Source organism: Chelativorans xinjiangensis (assembly GCF_009812055.1).
GTDB classification, from domain to species: Bacteria; Pseudomonadota; Alphaproteobacteria; order Rhizobiales; family Rhizobiaceae; genus Chelativorans; species Chelativorans xinjiangense.
On sequence record NZ_WQNH01000002.1, the window covers coordinates 121348 to 146308 of the forward strand.

The 24961-nt window shown below is 64.8% G+C and carries 19 protein-coding genes; 2 read left to right on the forward strand and 17 right to left on the reverse strand.

The window, feature by feature from the left end:
- Positions 1-5: 5 nt before the first annotated feature.
- The 12 genes from serS to GM910_RS02310 form a co-directional block, all read right to left on the reverse strand.
- Entirely contained in the window at positions 6-1523 is a 1518-nt protein-coding gene (gene serS, locus GM910_RS02255) for a serine--tRNA ligase (protein WP_159585869.1), read from the reverse strand.
- Positions 1524-2131: 608 nt separating this feature from the next.
- Entirely contained in the window at positions 2132-2995 is an 864-nt protein-coding gene (locus GM910_RS02260) for a hypothetical protein (protein WP_159585870.1), read from the reverse strand.
- Positions 2996-3280: 285 nt separating this feature from the next.
- On the reverse strand, positions 3281-4078 hold the full coding sequence (gene tatC / locus GM910_RS02265; protein ID WP_201285396.1) for a twin-arginine translocase subunit TatC: 798 nt from the start codon (positions 4076-4078) through the stop codon (positions 3281-3283).
- 44 nt (positions 4079-4122) lie between these two features.
- Positions 4123-4668, reverse strand: coding sequence for a Sec-independent protein translocase protein TatB (gene tatB / locus GM910_RS02270; RefSeq protein WP_159585873.1), 546 nt, complete (start codon positions 4666-4668; stop codon positions 4123-4125).
- 42 nt (positions 4669-4710) lie between these two features.
- The gene (locus GM910_RS02275; RefSeq protein WP_159585875.1) at positions 4711-4929 is read right to left on the reverse strand and encodes a twin-arginine translocase TatA/TatE family subunit; all 219 of its coding nucleotides are present in this window, start codon (positions 4927-4929) and stop codon (positions 4711-4713) included.
- A 175-nt stretch (positions 4930-5104) separates the two neighbouring features.
- Positions 5105-6193, reverse strand: a complete 1089-nt coding sequence (locus GM910_RS02280) for an ABC transporter ATP-binding protein (protein ID WP_159585877.1) — start codon at positions 6191-6193, stop codon at positions 5105-5107.
- 48 nt (positions 6194-6241) lie between these two features.
- A complete protein-coding gene (gene scpB / locus GM910_RS02285) occupies positions 6242-6979 on the reverse strand; it encodes an SMC-Scp complex subunit ScpB (protein ID WP_159585878.1) in 738 nt (245 codons plus the stop codon).
- Positions 6980-7055: 76 nt separating this feature from the next.
- Complete coding sequence (locus GM910_RS02290) at positions 7056-7889, reverse strand: segregation and condensation protein A (RefSeq protein ID WP_159586040.1); 834 nt, start codon at positions 7887-7889, stop codon at positions 7056-7058.
- Positions 7890-8073: 184 nt separating this feature from the next.
- A complete protein-coding gene (gene nagZ / locus GM910_RS02295; protein ID WP_159585879.1) occupies positions 8074-9093 on the reverse strand; it encodes a beta-N-acetylhexosaminidase in 1020 nt (339 codons plus the stop codon).
- 140 nt (positions 9094-9233) lie between these two features.
- Positions 9234-12095: an SPOR domain-containing protein gene (locus tag GM910_RS02300; protein ID WP_159585881.1), complete on the reverse strand. Its 2862-nt coding sequence runs from the start codon at positions 12093-12095 to the stop codon at positions 9234-9236.
- A gap of 99 nt (positions 12096-12194) precedes the next feature.
- Complete coding sequence (gene argS, locus GM910_RS02305; protein WP_159585882.1) at positions 12195-13952, reverse strand: arginine--tRNA ligase; 1758 nt, start codon at positions 13950-13952, stop codon at positions 12195-12197.
- Between the two features lie 60 nt (positions 13953-14012).
- Complete coding sequence (locus tag GM910_RS02310; RefSeq protein ID WP_159585884.1) at positions 14013-15233, reverse strand: deoxyguanosinetriphosphate triphosphohydrolase; 1221 nt, start codon at positions 15231-15233, stop codon at positions 14013-14015.
- A 71-nt stretch (positions 15234-15304) separates the two neighbouring features.
- Between GM910_RS02310 and erpA the strand changes: the two genes are divergently transcribed.
- Positions 15305-15655: an iron-sulfur cluster insertion protein ErpA gene (gene erpA / locus GM910_RS02315; RefSeq protein ID WP_159585886.1), complete on the forward strand. Its 351-nt coding sequence runs from the start codon at positions 15305-15307 to the stop codon at positions 15653-15655.
- Between the two features lie 58 nt (positions 15656-15713).
- A complete protein-coding gene (gene xth / locus GM910_RS02320) occupies positions 15714-16493 on the forward strand; it encodes an exodeoxyribonuclease III (protein ID WP_159585887.1) in 780 nt (259 codons plus the stop codon).
- Between the two features lie 253 nt (positions 16494-16746).
- Here xth and GM910_RS02325 read toward each other — a convergent pair whose 3' ends face one another.
- The 5 genes from GM910_RS02325 to GM910_RS02345 form a co-directional block, all read right to left on the reverse strand.
- Positions 16747-17547 carry a tetratricopeptide repeat protein gene (locus tag GM910_RS02325; RefSeq protein WP_159585888.1) on the reverse strand — a complete coding sequence of 267 codons (801 nt, stop codon included), beginning with the start codon at positions 17545-17547 and terminating at the stop codon, positions 16747-16749.
- The gene (ilvD, locus tag GM910_RS02330; protein ID WP_159585889.1) at positions 17534-19258 is read right to left on the reverse strand and encodes a dihydroxy-acid dehydratase; all 1725 of its coding nucleotides are present in this window, start codon (positions 19256-19258) and stop codon (positions 17534-17536) included. Before ilvD ends, GM910_RS02325 begins: the two co-directional genes overlap by 14 nt.
- 198 nt (positions 19259-19456) lie before the next feature.
- Positions 19457-20386 (reverse strand): TerC family protein, encoded by a 930-nt coding sequence (locus GM910_RS02335; RefSeq protein WP_246225823.1) that lies wholly within the window; start codon positions 20384-20386, stop codon positions 19457-19459.
- Positions 20387-20624: 238 nt separating this feature from the next.
- On the reverse strand, positions 20625-21749 hold the full coding sequence (locus GM910_RS02340) for an OmpP1/FadL family transporter (protein WP_246225824.1): 1125 nt from the start codon (positions 21747-21749) through the stop codon (positions 20625-20627).
- A gap of 398 nt (positions 21750-22147) precedes the next feature.
- Positions 22148-24931, reverse strand: coding sequence for a valine--tRNA ligase (locus GM910_RS02345; protein WP_159585893.1), 2784 nt, complete (start codon positions 24929-24931; stop codon positions 22148-22150).
- Positions 24932-24961 lie beyond the last annotated feature (30 nt).

Here is a 24961-nt window from a genome sequence, read left to right on the forward strand (position 1 = left end):
GCGCCCTACCCTTTTGCCGATTCGATCCTCGTTACCCCACCCATATAGGGCTGCAGGATTTCAGGAATGCTAATGCTGCCGTCCTCGTTCTGGTAATTTTCCATGACGGCGATGAGCGCGCGGCCCGTCGCCACGCCGGAACCGTTCAGCGTGTGCACGAACTGCGTCTGCTTCTCGCCGGCCGCACGATAGCGCGCGTTCATGCGGCGGCCCTGGAAATCGCCGCAGACCGAACAGGAGGAGATTTCGCGGTAGGCGTTCTGGCCGGGCAGCCAGACCTCGATGTCGTAGGTCTTCCGCGCGCCGAAGCCCATGTCGCCGGTGCATAAGACGACGGTGCGGAAGGGAAGGCCGAGCTTCTTCAGCACCGTCTCGGCGCATTCGGTCATGCGCTCGTGCTCGGTGAGCGAGGATTCGGCGTCGGTGATCGAGACAAGCTCGACCTTGTAGAACTGATGCTGGCGCAGCATGCCGCGCGTATCCTTGCCCGCCGAGCCGGCCTCGGAACGGAAGCAGGGGGTGAGCGCGGTGTAGCGGAGGGGGAGTTTTTCGGCGTCTAGGATTTCCCCGCGGACGAGGTTTGTGAGGGGGACTTCGGCGGTGGGGATAGCCCACAGCTTCCTTCCCACAAATGTGGCCTCCACCTGATCTCTCGCACTATGATTTTCCCCATACACCGACTCTATGAGGTGTCTAATCCGACCTTCATCACCACTACCAAAGACCAATGTAATTAGCTCGTTAAACTCATCCTTCTTTTCAATATGCGGAGCCACATCAACCACACCCTCCAGAAGAGGAAGGCTTCGCGCCAAGAATAAATCTCCAGCGAACTTCGGTAACTGTCCCGTGCCAAAGAGTACCTCGTCCCGCACCAAGAGCGGCGGCTGCACCTCCGTATAGCCGTGCTCGGTCGTGTGCAGGTCGAGCATGAACTGACCGAGCGCGCGTTCCAGCCGGGCAAGTTGCCCCGAAAGGACGGTGAAGCGGCTTCCCGAGAGCTTGGCGGCGCGCTCGAAGTCCATCATCCCCAGCGCTTCGCCAAGCTCGAAATGCTCCTTCGGTTTGAAGGTGAAATCACGTCGCTTGGGCCGGTCTCGTTCAGCCTGCTCGCGCGTTTTATTTAGGCCGAAATACTCGACATTGTCGCTCTCGTCCGCGCCCTCCGGCACGTCGTCGAGCGGCACGTTGGGGATGCTGGCGAGTTGATCGCGCAGGTCCGCGTCAAGCCCGCGCTCCTTTGCCTCGCCCCGTTGGACAGAGTTCTTCAGCTCTCCCACTTCGGCCTTCAGCTTCTCAGCCAGTTCCTTGTCGCCTTTCCCCATTGCCTGACCGATCTCCTTGGAGATGGTCCTCTGCCGGGCTTGCTCTTCCTGCAGCTTGGTAAGATGCGTGCGGCGCGCCTCGTCGGCGGTAATCACGGTCTCGACCTGGGATCGCGCCTCGGCCTCCGCCTGACCGCGCTTCTTCAGCGCGAGCACGAGGGCTTCGGGGTTCTCGCGAATCCATTTTATGTCGAGCATGGCGTGAACGATTCCTGTGACTGGTCGGGCAGCGCCCCTTCGCGCCCCCCTCTGGCCTGCCGGCCATCTCCCCCACAAGGGGGGAGATTGCGCCGGCCGCTTTACCGGCGCCTCCCCTGCAACGTGGACGATTGGCGAAGCTATGCGCGACAGCCAATCTCCCCCCTTGTGGGGGAGATGTCCGGCAGGACAGAGGGGGGCGCCATAAGGCGCGATTCCTTCCGGCAAAACCGCCGGAGAAGACGAGAAAGGGCGTAAACCGCAATCGAGGATGACGCAAGGGCGTTGAGGCGCCCTCCGGGCTGCGAACTCGGATGAGCGCAGCGCAATCACCCCCACTCCGTCTCGGGGCTTTCGCCCCGATCCACCTCTCCCCCTGCCCGGGGGAGAGGAAGGGCGCCTTGCGTTGCGGCCAGTTTCCTCTCCCCCGGGCAGGGGGAGAGGTGGATTGCGAAGCAAGACGGAGTGGGGGTGATTGCGCTGCGCCAATCGATCGGTTTCACCGTAGCTGCTCCTTTCCATACCCAATGCCTCCATGGGCAACCGGCAAGGCCGATTACCCCATCTCCAAGCTTGTTGAAATGCTCCGCCGAAAGCCGGTCCGCGCGTCATGACGTGTCGGGGCTCTCCAGCGCGTAGAGGGCCAGCGAATGGGCGTGAGCAAGGATCTCGTCGACCTCGCGGATGTTGCGGGGTGCTTTTCTTCTTTGCGCGCCTGCGGCGCCGCGGCAGGCGGCGGAGGGGTCGAAGCGGGACAGCCGGCCGCCGGGCGGCCGGCCGCCGCGCAGCGGCCAGGTACGGCGCACAAGCCCCAGATCGCGGCGCGCCTTCCAGCGGGCAAAGCGCATGGCTTGTCCCGGCAGATCGTCAAGGGCAGCAAGCAGTGCCGCGAGGCGCTGGCCAAGACGCGCGGCGCTTACGGGATCGTCGCGGGATGGCGGCTGCGGGAGGGGAGACGGCTCGGTGACGCCGGGAAACAGGATGCGCGGGACGGCGCGCGCGGGCCCATGGCGGCCGCGGCCCCCTTCGGCAAGCTCAGGGCTCAGAGAAAGCCGCAGCGGGTCGAAGAGCGGCAGGCTCAAGCTTCGCGGACGGGCGGGCGCGGCGGCGCGCCTGGCTTCCGCCCTCGCTCTGCGCGCTATGGCGGACAGGTCGGCGGGCGAGGCCATCACGGCGATGCCGAGGCTGCGCAGGAGCGGCGCCGGGCTCACGGGTTTCGGCTTGCGCGGGGGCGGCAGGGAGACGACCAGACCGCGCGCGGCCGCGATGATCAGCCGCCGCGCGGCGGCCTCAGTCGGGCGCAGCAGGCTGAGTATGGCGCGCCAGAGATGGCGGGGCAGGGTCTTTCGAGGCTCGCCATCGGCTCGCACCTCAGGATGAGGACCCACGGCCGGCCCGGCCATGGCCACGAGCGATGCGACGATGCGCTTCAGCGCCACGCGATCCCGCTCGATTGCCGCACGTCCGTCCATGGCTGCCTCCTTTCGTCCAAGTGGCGAGGATTATCGCACGGGTCGGGAGGGGCGTGAATGGGAATAGGAAAACATTCCTGACATGTGCTGACAGGGGTGCCGCACACGCCGGGCATTTCCCGCTGCTCCCGCCTCCAAACGCGCGTCATCCCGGAAGCCGGAGCGAAGCGGAGGCTGTCCGGGATCCATTCCGGAATGTGGACGAGTCACGGAATGGGTCCCGGACAAGCCTTCGGCTTTCCGGGATGACGCGCGTTTGGGGGCGGCAACCGGTTGCCCCCTCGCCTATTCGGCGGGGTTGGCTTTGCCCTCGGCCGAGGCTTCGGCCTTCTCTTTCTCCGCCTCTTCCCTCTCGCGTCTGCGCTCCACCATCCGGGCGCACCAGATGGCGATCTCGTAGAGAAGGATGGTGGGAAGCGCGAGACCGATCTGGCTCACCGGATCCGGCGGTGTCAGCACCGCGGCGACCACGAAGGCGGCGACGATGGCGTATTTGCGCTTGTCGACCAGGCCCTGCGCGGTCAAGAGCCCCACCCGCGCCATCAGCGTCGTGACCACCGGCAGCTGGAAGACCAGGCCGAAGGACAGGATCAGCGTCATGATGAGGCCGAGATATTCGGAAACGCGCGGCAGGAGCGAAATCTGTACCTCGTTCTCCGGTCCCACCTGCTGCATGGACAGGAAGAACCACATCACCATCGGCGTAAAGAAGAAATAGACGAGCCCGCCGCCGATCAGGAACAGGAGGGGCGAGGCGACGAGGAAGGGCAGGAAGGCCCGCCTTTCGTTGCGGTAGAGGCCCGGCGCCACGAACTTGTAGACCTGCAGGGCGATCACCGGGAAGGCCAGCACCAGCCCGCCGAACATGGCGAGCTTGATCTGCGTGAAGAAGAACTCCTGCGGCGCGGTGTAGATGAGGTCCACCTTCTCCGAATCGAGGCCCGCCCATTCGCTCGCCCACTGAAAGGGGATGACCAGGAGGTTGAAAATCTCCTTGGCGAAGAAGAAGCAGATGAGAAACGCGACGAAGAAGGCGGCGATCGCCCACATGAGACGCGAGCGCAGCTCGATCAGGTGCTCCATCAGCGGTGCTGATGACTTATCGATATCGTCGTCGTCTTTAGCGCTCACGACGCGGTTCCCGTTGTCTTCTTTTGACGCGCGGCGGGCCTGGCCTCTGCCCGCTTGGCGGTGGGTTTGGCGCTCGGCGCCTTCTTCGTCGTAGCGGCTTTGGTCGCAGGCTTGGCAGCGCGTTTAGCCGTCTTGGGTTTGGCCGTAGTGGGCTTGGCCACTGTGGGCCCGGCGGGCGCAGGCTTCTCGCTCGCCGGCACGGCGGGTTTCGCCTCGGCGACGGCCGGAGCCGCCTTCGGTTTCATCGCCTCGTCAAGCCCGCTTCGGACCTCACGGCCCGCCTTTTCGAGCGGGCTGAGATGCTTCTTGATCTCGCCGCGCGGGTCGAGCTTTCGCGCATCGTCGACAAGGCCCTTCACGTCATCGAGCTCGGCCTCCCGAAGCGCCTCATCGAACTGCTTGCGGAAGTCGCCTGCCATCGAGCGCAGCTTTGTCGTCGTGCGGCCGAAGCCGCGCAGAACGCCGGGCAGATCCTTCGGCCCGACGACGACGATCAGCACGATCGCGATGACAAGAAGTTCAGGCCATCCCAAGTCAAACATCGGTCGTTTCCAAGGATACGGCGGCTGGCGCCAAGGTCAGCGTCAGGACTTGCTCGCCTTTTCCTTGGCGCTCTTCACCGGCTCGTTGGCCTGGTGCTCGACGGTCTTGGCCTCTTCGGCTTCGTCGTCGGACATGCCTTTCTTGAAGCTCTTGATGCCCTTTGCCATGTCGCCCATCAGCTCGGGGATCTTGCCGCGGCCGAACAGGAGCAGAACCACCACAAGCACGATGAGCCAGTGCCAGATCGATAGGGAACCCATGATTATGATCTCTTTTGCCTGAAGTTCAGTTGTCGTTCTGATTTATGCGCTTTCGCGCCGTCTTTCAAACACTAGTGGTCTGACCCAAACAGATGGTACCCATCCGTTTGGAAAAGTCAGCCCACAAGCTATCAATCTGGTGGGGCGATTTGTCCTGACAGATGGGTGCCATCTGTCAGGATCGCACCACTAGAACGTCGCTGGGGCGCACGTTGAGCGATATGTCGCGCACGCCGGGTGCGAGCTGGCTGCGGCGGATGCGCGCGCGCACGTGATCCTCGCTCCCCTCGACCGCCAGTTCGAGAAGCACCACCACGCCGAGAAAGCGCCTGGAGACGATCCGCGCCGGCACGCCCTGCCCTTCCTCGCCCACCTCGAACCCGGAAAGCCGGACGGCCACCGTCACCGGCGTCCCATCGGCCAGATCCGGTGCGGCAAACCGGCCGAGCGGCGTATCGGCCGTGCCGTTCGCCATTCGCGCCTCGAATAGGTTGAGCTCGGAGAAGAAGCCGGCGACGAAAAGATCGGCCGGCCGCAGGTAGAGTTCCTCGGCCGTTCCCACCTGCACCAGCCGCCCGGCCCGCAGGAGCGCGATGCGGTCGCCGAGCCGCATCGCCTCCTCCGCATCGTGGGTCACCACGATTGCCGTCGCCCGGCTCTGGTGCAGGATGGCGAGCGTCTCGGCCCGCACCGTGTCCTTGAGCCTGGAATCGAGGCCGGAGAACGGCTCGTCCATCAGAAGCACCGCGGGGCGCGGGGCAAGCGCCCGGGCCAGCGCCACGCGCTGCTGCTCGCCGCCCGAAAGCACATGCGGGTAGGCCCCGGCATAGCCCTCCAGCCCCACCCTCCTGAGCGCGATCATCGCCTCGTTCTTCGCCTCCTCGCGCGACAGCGCCGTGAGGCCGAAGCGCACGTTGTCGAGAATGGTGAGATGCGGAAAGAGCGCGAAATCCTGGAAGACGAGGCCGATGGAGCGCTGCTCGGGCGGGAGGAAGACGTTGGGCCCGGCAATCTCCCGGTCGTTGAGGAGCACGCGGCCGGCGCTCTGGGTCTCGATGCCGGCGGCAATCCGCAGAAGCGTCGTCTTGCCGGAGCCCGACGGCCCCAGGAGACACAAGACCTCGCCCGGCTCGGCCGTCAGCGTCACATCATCGAGTGTGACCTGGTCGGGCGCGAAGCGGTGGCTGACCTGTTCGAACGCCAGGCGGGCGGCGAAGGTCACCCCGGCGGTCACCCGCGCCGGCTTTTCGTCCGTCTCGCTCATCGTTATGGCGTTCTCATCCTTCCGGCGCTGTCCGTGCGCCGGAAGCGGTCAATCACCCTCGACACGCGGTGTCAACAGGCCGAGCTCTTCAAGGTCGATATCGGTGAGCGGATCCTCGTCCTCGCCGAGCATATCCGCGTCGGCCGGCGGCTGCGGCACGGAGAAGTTCGTGGGCATGCGGGAAGAAAGCAGCCCCGCCCCCCTCAATTCGTCGAGCCCAGGCAGATCGCGCAGCTCTTCGAGGCCGAAATGGTCGAGAAAATCGGTTGTCGTGCCGTAGGTGACGGGCCTGCCGGGCGTGCGGCGGCGGCCGCGCATGCGCACCCAGCCGGTCTCCAGAAGGATGTCGAGCGTGCCCTTGGAGGTCTCAACGCCGCGGATCTCCTCGATCTCGGCGCGCGTGACCGGCTGGTGGTAGGCGATGACGGCCAGCATCTCGAGGGCGGCGCGTGATAATTTCTTCTGCTGCGTCGACTGTCGGCTCATCAGGAATGCGAGGTCGCCGGCAGTGCGGAAGGCCCAGCAGTCGTCCACCCGCACGAGATTGACGCCGCGGCGCGTATAGTCGCTTTTCAATTCCTCCATAATCGCCGCGATATCGGTGCCGTCGGGCAGCCGCTCGGCCAGCGCCTTGGAAGGTACGGGCTCGGCGCTTGCAAAGACCAGTGCCTCGGCCATGCGCTTGGCCTCGACGAAGGCGATGCCATCTGCCGGCCGCTGCCGCGCGTCCTCCGCCGACCCGCCGTCCTCGGCACGGAATGGAACCACGTTCGCGCTCTCGTTCATGGCATTTCCCGGTTGTCTAGTGATCTGACCCAAACGGATGGTGCCCATCCGTTTGGAAAAGTCAGCCCACAAGCTATTAATCCGGTGGGGCGATTTGTCCTGACAGATGGGGACCATCTGTCAGGATCGCACCACTAGGCGATTTCGGCCCGTTTCGCATGTAGAGCGGTGCGAAGGGCTCGTGCTGGCGGATTTCCAATGCCCCTTCGCGCACCAATTCCAGGCTTGCGGCGAAGGTGCTGGCAACCGCCGTCTTCCGATCCTCCGGCCGCGTCAGATAGGCGATCAGGAAGCGGTCGAGCGCGGTCCACTCGGAGAGTTCGCCGACCATGCGGGTGAGGATGTCGCGCGCCTGCTTCAACGACCACACGCCGCGCTTGGCGATCTGCACATTGGTGATGGCGCGGCGCTGGCGCTGGCCGGCATAGGCGGTCAGGAGGTCGTAGAGGGTTGCCGAGTAGTCGCTCTTTTTCTGAACGACCACCGGCTCGGGCATGCCGCGGGCCAAGACGTCGCGCCCCAGTCGGTTGCGGTTGACGAGGCGGGCGGCCGCGTCGCGCATGGCCTCCAGCCGCTTCAGACGGAACTGCAGCAGCGCCGCCATTTCCTCGCCGGAGGGCTCCTCGTCGCCCTGCTGCTGGGGGATCAGGAGGCGCGACTTCAGATAGGCGAGCCACGCCGCCATCACCAGATAGTCGGCCGCGAGCTCCAGCCGCATACGCCGCACCCGCTCGACGAATTGCAGATACTGCTCCGCCAGCGCCAGGACGGAAATCCGCGCCAGATCGACCTTCTGGTTGCGCGCCAGGTGCAGGAGCAGGTCGAGCGGCCCTTCGAAGCCTTCGACATCGACGGTCAGCGCCGGCTCGGAGACGCCACGCTCGCCCTCCTCCGCCCACAGCTTGTCCATGGGGATGGGCTTGCCCGTTCCCCCCTGTCCCGCCGTCTTCTTCGCTGCCTCGGCCACTGTCAGCCGTTCCTTCTTCCCGCCTCTAGGCCAGGTCATCGTTCCATGGAATCGATGACCTGGTCCAACTCCTTGTTCTGTCGCAATTCCGAACGGAAAACCGGTCTCCACTTTTCCTGGAACTGCTCTAGGCCGCAGCCTCGAACAGGCTCGCAAATTCAGCGCGCGCGACGGCCTCGTCCGTGTCGTCGTCGCCGCCGAGCATGGCAAGCGCGGCCTCCGCCCGCGCCTTCGACTTGCCCGTCAATTCCGGCGTTCGTTGGGCGACGGCCCGCATCTCGTCCATCACGCCGTTGCAGTGAAGGACGACATCGCAACCGGCCGCAAGGATTGCCTGCGCGCGAGCGCCGTAATCCCCAGAAAGCGCGTTCATCGACACGTCGTCGCTCATCAAAAGCCCGTCGAAGCCGATCTCGCCGCGGATGATATCGGCGATTACCCGCGCCGAGGTGGTGGACGGGTTGTCCGGGTCGACCGCCGTGTACACCACATGCGCCGTCATCGCCATGGGCAGGTCGCAAAGCGCCTTGAAGGGCACGAAGTCGCGCTCGCGCAGTTCGTCGAGCGGCGCCTCGACGCGCGGCAGCGCATGGTGGCTGTCCGCGCCGGCGCGCCCGTGGCCGGGAATGTGCTTCATCACCGGCAGGATGCCGCCCGCCAATAGCCCGTCCGCTGCCGCGCGGCCGAGCGCGGCCACCACTTCCGGCTCGCCGCAATAGGCGCGCTTGCCGATCACATCGTGCGCGCCGGGCACCGGCACGTCGAGTACCGGCAGGCAGTCGACCGAAAGGGCAAGGCGTGCAAGGTCGAAGGCGTGCAGGCGCGACATCAGCCACGCAGCGCGCAAGCCGGCCGCTTTGTCCCGGCCGCAAAGCGCCCCGAGCGCTGCTGCATGGGGATAGTCCGGCGCCAGCGGAGGACGCAGCCGCTGCACCCGCCCGCCCTCCTGATCGACGAAAATGGGCGCGTCCAGCCTGCCCACGCTCTCGCGCATTGCCGCCGCCAGATCGCGCACCTGATCGGCCTCGGCGATATTGCGCGCAAACAGGATGAAGCCCCAGGGCCGCTCGTCGCGGTAGAAGGCCGCTTCGTCTGCCCTGAGCCGCGTGCCGGCAGCGCCCAGGATCATTGCTTTTGATTCGCTCATGCAGCGAGGATAGCGGCTAGCGGTGGCATTGGCACCTCCGAGTGCGGGACGGCGACCACTGGTGCAAGCCGGCCATGCAGTTCATGCAAGCAAAAACCGCCGCGGAGCGCGGCGGTTTCACAGGTCTTGCGTCTACCCGGCTACTTCGAAACGAAGCAGCTCCCGCCGGCCGCCTTGAGTTGCTCGCACAACCGGATCGCCTCGTCCTTCGAGGAGGATGGAATGCGCACCCGGTAGTAGGTGCCTTTGCCCTCGATGTCTGCCTTGACGATATTAACGCCCTTGCCCTGCAGCAGATTGCCGTGGCGCTGTGCCAGTTCCTGGTATGATTGTTGCGCGCCTTCGACGCTGGCCTGCGAGGATATCTGCACCGACCAACCGGATTCGGCGGCCGTCTGCGTGGGCTGCGGCTGGGCGGCGGCCACCTGCGTGGGCGTGCTCTGCTGCTGCGCCTGCGCGTTGGCATTGGCGGAGGGAGGCTGCGCGTTGGCCTGCTGCTGCGCCGGAGCGATATTGCTCGGTCGGGCGGGTGGGATCGGCCCGGAAGGCGGCACCGAAACCGCGTTCGCAGCGGCTGCCTCGACGGTGTTGCCGTCGGCGTCGGCCTGCGCGTTCTGTGTTGCGGCGGACGGCTCATCCGTTGTTTCGGTTCGCGTGGCGGCAAGCGTCTCGGCGTCGTCCGCTGCGGCGGCATTCGCCACGCTGTCGGCATTGTCATCCGCCGTCTCGACCGGCTCCGGTACATCGTTCGGCACCATCGTGCCGTCCGGCTGCACGACGAACGAGCGGACACGGCGCGGCGTGAGCGTCGCCGTCTCGTTGCCGCCGGTAGCTTCCTCGACGGGATTCTCCAGCCGTTCCTCCAGCTTTGCCGCCCCGTTGTCACCCGTCTGCGGCTCCGCCGCGGGCAGGTCGACCGGCTCCTCGGTGGTCGAGACGAGCCGCGTCTGCCCTGGCTCGGCCTCCTCGGTTTCACCGGATACGCGCCTGTAGACCTGGTTATCCTGATTGGGGATGGTCGTGCCGCCCGGATTCTCAGGCCTCACCTTCACCGGCGTGTCGTCCGCCTTCACCAGGGCCGGCTCGTCGGCGTCACCCCCGCTGAAGGTGAGCGCGAACACCGTCACGCCGCCCAAAATGGCCACGCCGCCGACGATCGCCGCCGCCATTACCGCACGTGAACCGAAGCGGCGTCCGGCATCGGCCACGGGCGGCTCGGCGCCGGGCACCGGTATCAACTCGTCGGAAGTCGCGCTCCACTCCCGGATGCCTTGATCGTGTCCGGAAGCAGGATGGCCGTAAACGTCTCCGCTTGGCTGCTGCGCTGCGTAGGCGGCAATCCCGGCTCCCACACCTGCACCAATACCGGCTGACAGATAGTCGTCGATCTCCTGGTCGTCGGGCTCCTGCGGCGCATCGGCCGGGCGGGGCGCGGTTTCCATCCACGCATCGTCAAGCCCGTCGGCCGCCTCGTTCCCCTCGCCGAAAGCGCCAGCCAGCATCTCCTCGATCTCGTCGAGCTCCGCCTTCACCTCTTCTTTCTGATAGGGGACATCGGGCACATCGAGGTTATCGGCCAGGGCGACGGCGCCTTCGGGCACCTCGACCGTATCGACCTCCGGCGGCATAGGATCGGCTGCCGGGGCCTCCGGCTCCGCATCGCCTTCACCATCCTGATGCCAATCCTGATCGCCGAGGCCGGCAAAAAGGGCTTCCGGCGACCACTCACCCAGAACATCGCCGCCTTCCGTACCCGCCTGCGGTTCATCCGCCGGCACGTCCGCGTCGTCTCCAGCCCGCGTGGAAGCAGCCATCCACCCGTCTTCAGGGGCCTGGCTATAGGTCGCTCGGGCCGCATCGGCGGCAGAGAAGTACTCGGGCTCTTCGGAGGCAGGCTCGTCATCGCCGAACGAAGTGCCGTATTCGGCCTCTTCAGGGACCTGCGGCTCGTCGCCGATGGCTGCCGCGGCATCGGGCTCATGGTCGTGCAGAGGCTCCTCGTTACCGAACGAGGCACCGTACTCAGCCTCTTCAGGAGCCTGCGGCTCGTCGCTGATGGCTACTGCGGCATCGGGCTCATGGTCGTACAGAGGCTGGTCATTCCCGAGCGGGGCACCGTATTCAGCCTCTTCAGCAGCCTGCGGCTCGTCGCTGATGGCTGCCGCGGCATCGGGCTCATGGTCGTACAGAGGCTCGCCATTCCCGAACGGGGCACCGTATTCGGCAGCCTCTTCAGGAGCCTGCGGCTCATCGCCGATGGCTGCTGCGGCATCGGGTTCATGGCCGTACAGAGGCTCGTCATTCCCGAACGAGGCACCGTACTCAGCCTCTTCAGGGGCCTGCGGCTCGTCGCCGATGGCTGCTGCGGCATCGGGCTCGTGGCCGTACAGAGGCTCGTCATTCCCGAACGAGGCACCGTATTCAGCCTCTTCGGAGGGCGGCGGCTCGTCGCCGTCGGCTGCTGCGGCCTCGGCCTCCTGATCATACATGGCGAAGTCGGAATCAAGCGCCGCCAGATCCTCTTCGCGGATCATGAACGGATCGTCTCCGGCGCCTTCCTGCGTACCGCCTTCCTCCGCAAACCCGGCAGGCTCGGCATCGACATCGTCGGCCGCCTCACTATCCTCGATCGCGGCGGGCTCGCCGGCGGCGAACACGTCGTCGAATGCGCTGCCGAACGTGTCGTCGAGGGTGGGGTCGGGTTCCGAGGTCTCCTCGGCCATAAGGTCGGGCTCGGGCGCCTGAGCATACTGCCGGAAGCTGGCCTCCTCCTCATCGAGCGCTGTATCGGCTGCATAGGCCTGATCTGTCTCGTCGGCCAGATCCCCCAGCAACTCGTTCTCTAGTTCGAGGGTAAGATTGTCTGCCGGTTCTTCTTGCTCCGGCTCCGACTTTGGAATGGGACGCGTGTCGTGGCCCATGATCCGTGTCAGTTCAGAGAACGGATCGTCTTGCGCCAGATCTCTCGGCCCTGTGGCATTCGAATAATTACTGTCAGCCATGCCTTTTCCCACACTCGGTCGGACGCGGGCAACGTCGCACTATACTTGGTTGGCCCTACCAGTGCATTGTGGGCAAATGGTGACAGCTTCTGTCTACGATCAGCGCATCTCCGCCGGCGCCTCCGCGCCCACGAGCGCCAGTCCCGACGTCACGACGTCGCAGACAGCCTGCACCAAGCCCAGCCTGGCGTGGGTCAACTCTGGATGGTTAACCTTAACAAAACGTAAGTCGTCTGTCTCCGTGCCGCGATTCCACTGTGCATGGAACTGACTGGCGAGGTCGTAGAGGTAGAATGCGATGCGGTGCGGCTCCAGCGCCTGGGCCGCGCTTTCGATGAGTCGCGGGTACTCCGCCAGCTTGCGGATGAGCGCGACTTCGCCCTCGTCCTTGAGCAGATGCAGCGCCGCGCGCATGGCGGCGCGGTCGAAATTCTCAACGCCGAGCTGCTCGCGCGCCTGGCGAAAGACCGAGTGGCAGCGCGCCGAGGCGTACTGCACGTAGAAAACCGGATTGTCCTTGGACTGCTCGGTCACCTTGGCGAAGTCGAAGTCGAGCGGCGCGTCGGACTTGCGGTAGAGCATCATGAAGCGCACGGGGTCGCGCCCCACCTCGTCGATCACATCGCGCAGGGTGACGAACTCCCCTGCCCGCTTGGACATGCGCACCGGCTCACCGCCGCGATAGAGCTTGACGAGCTGGCACAAAAGCACCGTCAGATGCAGCTTGCCGTCGGAAATGGCGCGGGCGAGCGCCTCCAGCCGCTTGACATAGCCGCCGTGGTCGGCGCCCAGCACATAGATCAGGTGCTCGAAGCCACGCGCGTATTTGTCCTTCATGTAGGCCACGTCGGCAGCGAAATAGGTGAAGCTGCCATCGGACTTGATCAGCGGCCGGTCGATGTCGTCGCCCACCTCCGTCGACCGGAACAGCGTCTGCTCCCGGTCCTCCCAGTCTTCCGGCAACTGCCCCTTGGGCGGCGGCAGCTTGCCCTTGTAGACATGACCTTTCATGGTCAGGTCGTTGACGGCAGAGCGGATCACCCCGCCATTGCCGGCATGAAGGGAGCGCTCGGAGAAGAAGACGTCATGATGCACGTTGAGGGCGGCGAGATCCTCGCGGATCATCGCCATCATGGCGTCGATGGCGCGGTCCTTGACGATTTCGAGCGCCTCCGGCTCCGGCATCCACTGCAGCCTCGTGCCGAATTCGTCGGCCAGCGCCTTGCCGACCGGCTTGAGATAATCGCCCGGATAAAGCCCCTCGGGGATGGCGTCGATCTCTTCACCCAGCGCCTCGCGGTAGCGCAGCATCACCGACCGCCCCAGCACATCGATCTGCACACCGGCGTCGTTGATGTAGTATTCCTTGACGACGTCGTAGCCCGCGAACGCCAGAAGGTTCGCCAGCGCGTCGCCCACCACGGCGCCGCGACAGTGGCCGACATGCATCGGGCCGGTCGGGTTGGCCGAGACATATTCGACGTTCACCTTGTGCCCCGTGCCGACCGTCGAGCGGCCGTAGTCGGTACCAAGATCGAGCATCTCGCCGAGCCGGGCCTGCCAGAACGCGTCGCCGAGGCGCAGATTGACGAAGCCGGGGCCGGCCACGCTCGCTTCCGCCACGTCCGGGTCTTCGGCCAGCGCCGCGGCCAGCCGCTCGCCCAGCGCGCGCGGGTTTTCGCCCACCGCCTTCGACAGCACCATCGCTGCATTGGTGGCCAGATCGCCGTGGCTGGCGTCGCGCGGCGGCTCCACCGCCACGCGGGAGAGATCGAGCGCCCCGCCCTCCTTCGGCTCAAGCCCCAGCGCGTTGACGGCCTTGACGACCCGATCGGAAAAATCGGCAAAGATGTTCATGGACGATGTCCCGGATTGAGAACCGCGCGGCAGCACGCGCCGCCGCAAGTGGCCTGCGCCCTATCGCAAATCAGGTGTGCGGTCAAACAGGCGCTCGTGCTCCTTGAGTGCATAGGTGTCGGTCATTCCTGCCAAAAAGTCCGCTACATCGCGCGCCTTGACGCGCTCCTCGGCCCGGTCGAGCCCCTCGCGCCAGCCTTCCGGCATCTCGCGCGGATTGGCGAAATAGGCGTCGAACAGATCGCGCACGACGCGGTCGGCGCGGCTGCGCACCTCAAGCACGTCCGGGTGGCGGTAGAGGTTTGCGTAGAGGAAGGACTTCAGCGCCTTCTCCTCGACCGCCATGGCCGGTGAGAAGGTGACCAATGTCCGCCCGGCGTCACGCACGTCCTCGACTGAGCGCGGCTGCAAGGCCTCGAGGTTCTCGCGCGCCGTGTCGATGACATCCTCGACCATGGCCGTGATCTGCCGGCGCATCAACTCGTGCCCGGTGCGCACCGGGTCGAGGCCGGGATAACGCTCCCCGACCGCGCGCAGGATCCGCCCCGGCAGGTCCACCCCGCGCAGCATGTCGAGCGTCAGGAGGCCGGCGCGCAGGCCGTCATCGATGTCGTGTGCGTTGTAGGCTATGTCGTCGGCGATCGCTGCGCATTGCGCCTCCACGCTGGCGAAGCGGGAAAGTTCGAGATCCTGCAGTTCCGAATAGTCGCGGATGGCTTGCGGCACGGGGCCGTTGAGGCCGTTGCCTTGCCTGTCGGTCAGCGGCCCATTGTGCTTGACGAGCCCCTCCAGCGTCTCCCACGCCAGATTGAGACCGTCGAACTCCGCGTAGCGGCGCTCCAGCCTGGTGACGACGCGCAGCGACTGGGCGTTATGGTCGAAGCCGCCCCATGGCGCCATCTTGTCGTTCAGCGCCTCCTCGCCCGTATGCCCGAAGGGCGTGTGGCCGAAATCGTGCACCAGCGCCACCGCCTCGGCCAGGTCCTCGTCACAGCAAAGGGCGCGGGCGAGTCCCCTGGCGATCTGCGCCACCTCGATGGAGTGGGTAAGCCGCGTGCGATAGTGATCGCCCTCATGCGCGATGAAGACCTGCGTCTTGTGCTTGAGCCTGCGAAAGGCCGTGGAATGGATGATGCGGTCGCGGTCGCGCTGGAAGGGCGTGCGCGTCGGGCTTTCGGGCTCCTCGCAAAGGCGCCCGCGCGAGAGCGCCGGATCACAGGCATAGGCCGCGCGCGGCCGGTAGCCGAAGCCGATGCCATGAAGATGTGCCGGGCTTGCCATATCCGCCGCTTGTTGACTCGCCGCCTCGCCGTTCATACCTATTCGACATAAGCGAATGCAAGGTGATCTCCATGGGCATTGACGCCAAAATCGACATGAAGGGCGTGGAACTGACTGAAGCCGCGGCCAAGCGCATCGCCAAGATCCTCGGCGAAGAGCCCGGCAAGATCGCGTTGCGCGTGTCCGTGGAGGGCGGCGGCTGCTCGGGATTCTCCTACAAATTCGACCTTGCCGACAGCCGCAACGACGACGACGTCGCCATCGAGAAGGACGGCGCTTTGGTGCTGATCGACGACCTGTCGCTCGTCTATATGGGCGGTTCGGTCATCGATTTCGTCGACGACCTCATCGGCCAGTCCTTCCAGATCAAGAACCCCAACGCCGTCGCTTCCTGCGGCTGTGGCACCAGCTTCTCCATCTAAGCGCGCATCTCGCGGCAAATGGTTTGACCGTTGCCGCGATTCCTCTACTGTGCGCGCCATGAAGATCGCCACCTGGAACATAAACGGCGTCAAGGCGCGCATAGACAATCTTCTGCACTGGCTGCAGGAGGCGGGCCCCGACATTGTCTGCCTGCAGGAGATCAAGTCGGTCGACGAACAGTTTCCGCGCGAGCCGATAGAAGCGCTCGGCTACCACGTGGAAACCAGTGGCCAGAAGGGCTTCAACGGCGTCGCTATCCTGTCGAAGCTACGCTTCGACGAGGTCAACCGCGGTCTTCCGGGCAACGAGGCCGATGAACAGGCGCGCTTCATCGAAGGGGTCTTCTCCACGGAGACGGGCGCCCTCAGGGTCGCCTCGCTCTATCTGCCCAACGGCAACCCGGTCGCCAGCGAGAAGTTCGCCTATAAGCTCGGCTGGATGGAGCGGCTCGAAGGCTGGACAAGGGCGCGGCTGGCGCTGGAGGAGCCTTTGGTGCTTGCGGGCGACTACAACGTCATCCCTGAACCCGCCGACGCCAAGAACGCCGACGCATGGCTCGGCGATGCGCTCTACCAGCCGGAAAGCCGGCAGGCCTTTCGCAGGCTCGCCAATCTCGGCATGACCGACGCCCTGCGCGCCGTCAGCGACGAGCCGGGCGTCTACACCTTCTGGGACTACCAGGCCGGCGCCTGGCAGAAGAACAACGGCATCCGCATCGACCACCTGATGCTGTCACCGGAGGCCGCGGACCGGCTGTCTTCGACCTCCGTGCAGAAGCACACCCGTGCCTGGGAAAAGCCGTCGGACCACGTGCCGGTGGTGGTGGAGCTGATTTAGATCCTTTCATCATTTCACAGAAACGATGAAAGGATCTAACCTTTTGATTTCACGCAATTCCGGACGGAAAACCGGTTTCCACTTTTCCTGGAATTGCTCTAAGACATAGGCGCGTGCCTTCACCATCGTGGTTCGACAAGCTCACCATGAGGGCGAAGGCAGACCACCGTCGTGCAAGCCTCGAGGTTGAAGGTTGGGCGCGCACGGAAGCCCTCATGGTGAGCTTGTCGAACCACGAGGGCGGGCCTCAGCCCTATTCCATCCCGTTCGACAGATAATCCTCGGCCAGCGCGATCGCCGTGCGGCGGTCGGACTCGGCGGCCACGGCAAATGCCTCCTCCTGCATGGCGCGGATCCAGGGAACGTCGGCAGGTGCCGCCCGCTCCAGCGCCGCGGTCATCAGTGCCAACCCGCGCACCACCTTGCCACTATGGAACAGGAGATTGCCAAGGGTCGCCTGGGCGCCGGCATGGCCCTTCTCGGCGGAGAGCTGCAGCCAGCGTGCGGCCTGTTGAACGTTTTGCGTCCCGCCCTCGCCGGTCAGGAACATGTGGCCGAGCTCGTATTGCGCCGATGCGTTGCGGTATGCAGCGGCCGCACGCATGAAATATTGCTGCGCGGCGGCCGGATTGGCCTCGACCGGCGAGCCGGGAATGCCTGTCTTCAGGTATCGGCCGACGGCCACCAGCGCATCCGACACATAGCTTTCGTCACGGCTGCCGGGCCGCACATCCTGCTGGGCGACCTCGGAGAAGAACTTGAAGGCCTCATAGTCGTTGCGGGCAACGCCGTCGCCTTCGGCATACATGCGGGCAAGCTTCCAGCTCGCGCCGACCTGGCCGTTCTCGGCGGCGTAGCGGTAGGCCTCCACCGCTTCTTCCTTCTTGCCGCTCTTGTAGGCGGAGAAACCGAAGCGGAAGACGGCCCAGGGGCTGCGCTCGCGCGGCTGTTGTACCACCACGTTCTCATCGAGCGCGAGCGCAGGGCCGATGGGGCCCATCAGCACCAGTGCGGCGGCGGTAAAGCCGCCCGTGATTTGCTTAGATATCCGCATAGCAGTGGGTTTCTTTCTCCCCGCCGGGATGGGTCACGGCGCCGTAGCGAGCCGAACCGACCGTCTGCGCGTATTTCCAGATCGCGCCGGACTGGTAATCCGTTTCGCGGGGCGTCCAGCCCTTCAGGCGCTCGGCAAGCTCTTCCTCGCTGAGTGCCACATCGATCGTGCCTTCCACCGCATCGATGGTGATGACGTCGCCGTCACGCAGAAGGCCGATGGGCCCGCCGGTGGCAGCCTCCGGCCCCACATGGCCGATGCAGAAGCCGCGCGTGGCGCCGGAGAAGCGCCCGTCGGTGATCAGCGCCACCTTGTCGCCCATGCCCTGGCCGTAGAGGGCGGCGGTGGTGGCCAGCATCTCGCGCATGCCGGGGCCGCCCTTGGGGCCCTCGTAGCGAATCACCAGCACTTCGCCTTCCTCGTAGCGGCGCTCGTTGACGGCGGCGAAGCACTCCTCTTCCGAATCGAAGCAGCGCGCCGGGCCGGAGAACCTCAAGTTCTTCATGCCGGCGACCTTCACGATGGCTCCCTCGGGCGCCAGATTGCCTTTCAGGCCGACGACGCCGCCGGTGGGGCTGATGGGCTTGTTGGCCGGGTACACCACGTCCTGCGCGTCATTCCACTGAACGCGCTCCATGTTCTCGGCCACCGTGCGGCCGGTCACCGTCATGCAGTCGCCGTGCAGGTAGCCGTTATCCAGCAGCGTCTTCATCAGAAGCGGGATGCCGCCAGCCTCGAACATGTCCTTGGCGACATATTTGCCGCCCGGCTTCAGGTCGGCGATGTAAGGGGTCTTCTTGAAGATCTCCGCCACATCGAAGAGATCGAACTTGATGCCCGCCTCATGGGCGATGGCCGGCAGGTGCAGCGCCCCGTTGGTCGAGCCGCCCGAGGCGGCGACCACGGCCGCCGCGTTCTCGAGCGCCTTGCGGGTGACGATGTCGCGCGGGCGGATCTGCTTGGCGATCAGCTCCATCACCTTCTCGCCCGAGGCGTAGTTGAAGCGGTCGCGCATCTCGTAGGGCGCCGGCGCGCCGCAGGAGTAGGGCAGCGCCAGGCCGATGGCTTCGGCCACGGTCGCCATGGTGTTGGCGGTGAACTGCGCCCCGCAGGAGCCGGCCGACGGACAGGCCGCCTGCTCGATCTCAAACAGGTCATCGTCGGACATGGTCCCGACCGAATGCTGGCCCACGGCCTCGAAGACGTCCTGGACGGTGATCTGGCGCCCGCGAAAGGTGCCGGGCAGGATGGAACCGCCGTAGATGAAGACCGACGGCACGTTGAGCCGCACCATGGCCATCATCATGCCCGGCAGCGACTTGTCGCAGCCGGCGAGCCCCACCAGGGCATCGTAGCAGTGGCCGCGCATGGTCAGCTCGACGGAATCGGCGATGACGTCGCGCGATACCAGCGAGGCCTTCATGCCCTGATGGCCCATGGCGATGCCGTCGGTGACGGTGATGGTGGTGAACTCGCGCGGCGTGCCGCTGGCGGCGGCCACGCCCTTCTTGACCACCTGAGCCTGGCGCATCAGCGAAATGTTGCACGGAGCGGCTTCGTTCCAGCAGGTGGCGACGCCTACCAGCGGCTGTGCGATCTCCTCCGGCGAAAGACCCATGGCGTAGAGGTAGGACCGATGCGGCGCACGCGCCGGGCCGACGGTCACGTGGCGGCTGGGAAGTTTTGCCTTTGAAATCGCTCGAGCATCCATAATTCACCTTTGCCGCGGCTTTGCGGCTTCTCCTGACACGCGTTTTCGTAGCGGCGCGGTCCGAGAGATGTTTTCGGTGCGCCCGGTTTATGGCGGGAAATTGACGTATCGTCCCCGCACAGTTCTAGCGCATAGCATCTTGAGAAAGTGTTGCCGATCCGCAACATTTTGATAGCGGATCGGCAGATAGGACGCGGGTTAACGCTCCGTCTCGGAGCTCTCCTCGCGATGCAGTATGGAGGCCACCACCGAGGCGCCGATAATGAGCGCGGTCACGCCGAGCGCCACCATCGAGGGGATCTCGATATATTGGGCAAACAGCATCTTCAGGCCGATGAAGACGAGAACCAGCGACAGCCCGGTCTTCAGGTGGCGGAACGTGCGCAGCATACCCGACAGCACGAAGAACAGCGCGCGCAGGCCGAGGATGGCGAAGACATTGGAGGAAAAGACGATAAAGGCATCGTTTGAAACCGCCAGTACCGCCGGAATGGAGTCCACGGCAAAGACCAGGTCGGTGATCTCGACCGTCACCAGCACGACAAAGAGCGGCGTCATGTAGAGAAGGCCGTTACGGCGGGTGAGGAACCTCGCCCCGTCATATTCCGGCGTGACGCGGCCGGTGCGCATGAGCAACTTGACGGCGAAGCTTTCGCCGGGGTCGACCATGTCGTCGCCGCTCGTCATCATCTTGAAGCCGGAGAAGATGAGGAGCCCGCCCAGCGCCATGGCCACCACGTGGAACTGGTCCACCAGCTTCACGCCCGGCACGATGAGCGACAGCCGCATGACGATGGCGCCGACGATGCCGTAGAACAGCACCCGGTACTGGGCTTCCGCCGGCACCTTGAAATAGGTGAAGATGAGCGCGATGACGAAGATGTTGTCGAGGGAGAGCGCCTGCTCGATCAGATAGCCGGTAAGGAACTCGGCTCCCCGGTCCGCGCCGGCAAAGGCGAACACCCCGCCGGCGAACAGCATCGCCAGTCCCACATAGGCGCCCACCGTACGGCACGCCCCGGACGTCGAGATGACGTGATCCCGGCGGTGAAGAACGAAAAGGTCGACAAAGAGAATAATGGCGACAAACGCCAGGAAGCCGGGCCACAGCCAATCATGCAATGTCATTTGTTAGGTTGAAGGTTGCGCCGCGTGAGCGCGTTGTCGATCGGTCCGACATCACAGGCAACGCCTTGCCTGCCAGAGGGGCCCGGCCCGGGTGACATACCCCATCTATCTGCGGTAGTTTGGCTTCGGTTTCAAGCCCTTCGGCGCAGTTTGCCGCAACTTCCGGCCGCTCGCCGTACAAGAAAGACCCGGCACGAAGGCCGGGTCGAGATACAGATCGAACGGATCTGCCGCGGTATTACCATTTCACCTTGTAGGAGGCCGAGAGGATGCCGGCCCAGCCGTTATCCACGGCAGCGCCAAAATCCGGCGCGCCAGCGCCGGTGATCTCGGCCGAGGTCAAATAGACCAAGGCCCCGCCGAGCCGCAATTCCCCGCCCAAATCATCCTTGAGGCTGACGCCCGAGGCTAGCATCCACTTTTCGCTGCGGTAATCGTAGCCAGTCGAGACACCCTGGTCCCATTGCAGGCTGACTACACCGGAAACGCGCTCGTTGAACGCATGGCCCACACCGCCGGTGATCGTCCAGCCGTCTTTCCAGTGGTAGAGATTGGCACTGTCTACCGGCCCAGCGGAGACGATCAACTGTTCGTTCACCGACCAGTCGGTCCATTTCACCGATCCAAAGGCCAGCCACCCAGGGGCGATGCCCGTCTGCAACTTGAACTCCACACTCTGCGGTAACTCACCGGAACCCGTTGCCGGAAGTATGCCGCCGGGGGCACCGAGCGCTTCGAATAGCGGGCTCGTCGCAAAGCCCGAGGCGTCATGGCTTGTTGCCGAGCGGTACATGACCTGAGCGCGGAGGGCGATATCTGGAATTTCATAGCCCAAGCCGGCGCGCCATCCATAAGCATTGCTGGTCAGTTCCATCGCGAGCGGCGCCCCCGAGAACGGAGGTACTATCGGATTGGACGCTAAATCGTAGCTGAAACGCTCGATAAAACCGCCGCCCAGGACTGACAGACGGCCCCGTCCCATCTCGACGAAAGCAGCACAGGTCCCGCCGAACTCAGCCACCGTGAAGGTTTCCTCCACCGTACCCTTCGGGCCGTATGGCGCCGAATAGCTTGAAGCCGCACCGTACGGCGTCGTGAATGTCCCCGCGCAAGAGAGGTTGTCGGTGATCTTGAACTTTACCGCGGCTGAGGGGATCATGTAGGTGTCGAGGTAGTCGCTCCCTACAACACTTGTGCCGGGGGCCTGCATAACCGGATCGGCCGTGAATTCGTGTCCCGGCATCACAATCGTCGCGCCGGCCCGGAAATTGAAATTCCCGTCCTCGTAGAGGATATCCGTGTCCGCCGTGCCGCGGGAAAAACCGCCCGCCTGGGCACTCGCGGCCATGAGGACGACACCCATAGCCGAATATCCAAAAAGACTGAAACGCATTACGAGGACCCTCCCTTACCTTTAAGCGCTCTTGTGAAGGCAGGATAACAAGGCTGTTATCGCAGACAATTAACTTCGCGCGTCGCGCAGCGGGAGAAGGCCAGCTCTTACCTGTACGTAAGCCCCATTTTGGCGGATAAGAGATGCTGCGGCGGTGCAAAACGTGGCGAGGTCATGCCCATTTTGGCCGCAAATCAGCCGTTTTTCAGCAACAAACGCCGGCCGCGAAAGCCGCTGTTGCAAAAACGTGACATCTCTCCAAAAAGATGAACTAACGGAGGAAGAGGCGGCTACGCACTACCTCTTTTGAGCTTTCGGGACCCTCGCGGAGGGGCCGGGACGAATCGGCCCGGCCCGCGGGCGGGCGCTCAGCCCGCCTCGCGCACGCGCGCCAGGGCGGCGTCCAGCCGCGCCCTGGCCTCGCCAAACTCGGCCAGCTTCTCACGCTCGGCGGCGACGATCTCCTCCGGCGCATTGGCGACGAACTTGTCATTGCCGAGCTTCTTTTCCAGGCGCTGGACCTCGCCCGCCATCTTGGCGATTTCCTTCTCCAGCCGCGCAACCTCGGCCGTAAGGTCGATGAGGTCGCCGAGCGGCAGGCAGAAAGTCGCCTCGCCCAGCAGGATCTGTGCCGAACCCTTCGGCGCTTCTCCGGCAAAGCCCACCTCGCCGACGCGCGCCAGCCGCCGGATGGCCGGATCGTGGCGGGCAAGACGCGCCCGCGTCGTCTCGTCGGCACCGACGGCGATCAGCGGCGCCACGGATGCAGGCGGCACGTTCATCTCGGCGCGCACGGAACGGATGCCGGAGACGAGCTCGACCAGCCAGTTGATGTCGGCTGCCGCCTCGTCGTCCTCGAAATCCGGCTGCGGCCAGCGCGTCAGGGCCAGGAGGTCGTCACGGCCGCCCTCGCCCGCCGTCAGCGCCCACAATTCCTCCGTCATGAACGGCATCATGGGGTGGAGAAGCTTGTAGATATCGTCCAGCACATAGGCGGCGCAAGCCCGCGCCTCGGCCTTGGCCGCCTCGTCCTTCCCGGAAAAGACGGGCTTCAGCAGTTCCAGATACCAATCGCAGAACAGGCTCCAGACGAAACGGTAGGCCGCCCCCGCCGCCTCGTTGAAGCGGTAGGAGGTGATGCCCTCGGTAACCGCCGCGGCAGCCTTCGTCAGCTCCGTCAATATCCAGCGATTGATCGCCAGCTTGGCGTTCTCCGGCCGGAATGCGGCATCGCCCGCAACGCCGTTCATTTGCGCGAAGCGCGTGGCGTTCCACAGCTTGGTGCCGAAGTTGCGGTAGCCCGCCACCCGCGCCGGGTCGAGCTTCACGTCGCGCCCCTGGGCGGCCATGATGGCCAGCGTGAAGCGCAGCGCGTCGGCGCCGTACTCATCGATCAGTTCCAGCGGGTCGATGACGTTGCCCTTCGACTTCGACATCTTGGCGCCGTGCTTGTCGCGCACCAGCGCATGGACATAGACCGTGTGGAACGGCTCCTCGTCCATGAAATGCAGGCTCATCATCATCATGCGGGCGACCCAGAAGAAGATGATGTCGAACCCGGTAACGAGAACGGAGGTCGGATAATAGGTCTTGAGCGCCGGCGTCTTGTCCGGCCAGCCGAGCGTCGAGAAAGGCCACAAGGCAGACGAGAACCAGGTATCCAGCACGTCCTCGTCGCGGGTCAGGATGTCGCCGGGTGCGAAATTCTCGAGCTTCTCCTCCACCCAGGCCTTCCACGGACCTTCAAGGGCGATGTAGTGCTGGATCGCCGCTTCCAGGGCCGTCTCTTCATCCCTCTCGACGAAGACCTGCCCGTCAGGGCCGTACCAGGCCGGGATCCGGTGTCCCCACCAGAGCTGGCGCGAGATGCACCAGGGCTGGATGTTCTCCATCCACTCGAAGTAGGTTTTCTCCCAGTTCTTCGGCACGAAGGCGGTGCGTCCGGCGCGCACCGATTCGATCGCCGGCTTGGCGAGCGTCTTGGCGTCGACGTACCACTGGTCGGTGAGAAATGGCTCGATGATCGTCGATTTCGACTTTTCGTCGTGCGGCACCATGTGGACGTGGTCTTCGATCTTGCCGACCAGCCCGCCCTCTTCCATGATCCTGACGATCAGCTTGCGCGCCTCGAACCGGTCGAGCCCGTGCAACTGCTGCCACACGCCGCGCTGCATCTCGTTCGGCTCGAGGCCTTCGAGGAAATCCTCGTTCTCCAGGATATCGATGGCCGCTTCGGCGGTCATGACATTGATCGCGCGCAGGCGGTGCCGCTTGCCGACCTCGAAGTCGTTGAAGTCGTGCGCCGGCGTGATCTTCACCGCACCGCTGCCCTTTTCCGGGTCGGAATATTCGTCGGCGACGATGGGTATCCTCCGCCCGACGATGGGCAGGATGACGTTCTTGCCGACCAGGTGCTTGTAGCGCTCGTCGTCCGGGTTCACCGCGACGGCGGTGTCGCCCAGCATTGTCTCGGGCCGCGTCGTGGCGACGGTGAGATAGGTTCTCTGGTCCTCGGGGTCGAAGGCCATGCCTTCGATCGGATAGCGGAAATGCCAGAGATGGCCGTTGACCTCGACCTGCTCCACCTCCAGATCGGAGATCGCCGTGAGGAGCTTCGGGTCCCAGTTGACCAGCCGCTTGTCGCGGTAGATGAGCCCCTGCTTGTAAAGCGTGATGAAGACTTCGAGAACGGCCTTCGAAAGCCCCTCGTCCATGGTGAAGCGCTCACGGTCCCAGTCGCAGGAGGCGCCGAGGCGCTTCAACTGGTTCATGATGGCGCCGCCCGACTCCTCCTTCCACTCCCAGACCTTCTCGATGAACTTCTCGCGGCCGAGCTTGCGCCGGTTCATCTGGCGCTCCATCAGCTGCCGCTCGACCACCATCTGCGTGGCGATCCCGGCATGATCCATGCCCGGCTGCCATAGGACGTTCTTGCCGCGCATGCGCTCGAAGCGCACCATGATGTCCTGCAGCGTGTTGTTGAGCGCGTGGCCGATGTGCAGCGAGCCGGTCACATTGGGCGGCGGAATGACGATGGTGAAGGTTTCGGCGCCGGGTTCGGCCCCGGCGCCGGCGGAGAAGGCGCCCGCCTCTTCCCAGCGTTCGGCGATTTTCGTCTCGACGCCCGCGGCGTCATAGGTCTTTTCAAGCATGAGGGATGTCCGCGCTTGCCGGCGTATTTA

What these genes read in the sequence shown, in the direction of transcription:
- GM910_RS02325 (WP_159585888.1), bottom strand. Translation starts at nt 17,547, where the DNA reads ATGCGGATATCTAAGCAAATCACGGGCGGCTTTACCGCCGCCGCACTG.
- GM910_RS02335 (WP_246225823.1), bottom strand. Translation starts at nt 20,386, where the DNA reads ATGACATTGCATGATTGGCTGTGGCCCGGCTTCCTGGCGTTTGTCGCC.
- scpB (WP_159585878.1), bottom strand. Translation starts at nt 6,979, where the DNA reads ATGAACGAGAGCGCGAACGTGGTTCCATTCCGTGCCGAGGACGGCGGG.
- xth (WP_159585887.1), top strand. Translation starts at nt 15,714, where the DNA reads ATGAAGATCGCCACCTGGAACATAAACGGCGTCAAGGCGCGCATAGAC.
- GM910_RS02275 (WP_159585875.1), bottom strand. Translation starts at nt 4,929, where the DNA reads ATGGGTTCCCTATCGATCTGGCACTGGCTCATCGTGCTTGTGGTGGTT.
- argS (WP_159585882.1), bottom strand. Translation starts at nt 13,952, where the DNA reads ATGAACATCTTTGCCGATTTTTCCGATCGGGTCGTCAAGGCCGTCAAC.
- nagZ (WP_159585879.1), bottom strand. Translation starts at nt 9,093, where the DNA reads ATGAGCGAATCAAAAGCAATGATCCTGGGCGCTGCCGGCACGCGGCTC.
- GM910_RS02260 (WP_159585870.1), bottom strand. Translation starts at nt 2,995, where the DNA reads ATGGACGGACGTGCGGCAATCGAGCGGGATCGCGTGGCGCTGAAGCGC.
- GM910_RS02290 (WP_159586040.1), bottom strand. Translation starts at nt 7,889, where the DNA reads ATGGACAAGCTGTGGGCGGAGGAGGGCGAGCGTGGCGTCTCCGAGCCG.
- GM910_RS02300 (WP_159585881.1), bottom strand. Translation starts at nt 12,095, where the DNA reads ATGGCTGACAGTAATTATTCGAATGCCACAGGGCCGAGAGATCTGGCG.
- GM910_RS02310 (WP_159585884.1), bottom strand. Translation starts at nt 15,233, where the DNA reads ATGGCAAGCCCGGCACATCTTCATGGCATCGGCTTCGGCTACCGGCCG.
- tatB (WP_159585873.1), bottom strand. Translation starts at nt 4,668, where the DNA reads ATGTTTGACTTGGGATGGCCTGAACTTCTTGTCATCGCGATCGTGCTG.
- GM910_RS02345 (WP_159585893.1), bottom strand. Translation starts at nt 24,931, where the DNA reads ATGCTTGAAAAGACCTATGACGCCGCGGGCGTCGAGACGAAAATCGCC.
- serS (WP_159585869.1), bottom strand. Translation starts at nt 1,523, where the DNA reads ATGCTCGACATAAAATGGATTCGCGAGAACCCCGAAGCCCTCGTGCTC.
- ilvD (WP_159585889.1), bottom strand. Translation starts at nt 19,258, where the DNA reads ATGGATGCTCGAGCGATTTCAAAGGCAAAACTTCCCAGCCGCCACGTG.
- GM910_RS02340 (WP_246225824.1), bottom strand. Translation starts at nt 21,749, where the DNA reads ATGGGTGTCGTCCTCATGGCCGCGAGTGCCCAGGCGGGCGGTTTTTCC.
- GM910_RS02280 (WP_159585877.1), bottom strand. Translation starts at nt 6,193, where the DNA reads ATGAGCGAGACGGACGAAAAGCCGGCGCGGGTGACCGCCGGGGTGACC.
- tatC (WP_201285396.1), bottom strand. Translation starts at nt 4,078, where the DNA reads ATGGAGCACCTGATCGAGCTGCGCTCGCGTCTCATGTGGGCGATCGCC.
- erpA (WP_159585886.1), top strand. Translation starts at nt 15,305, where the DNA reads ATGGGCATTGACGCCAAAATCGACATGAAGGGCGTGGAACTGACTGAA.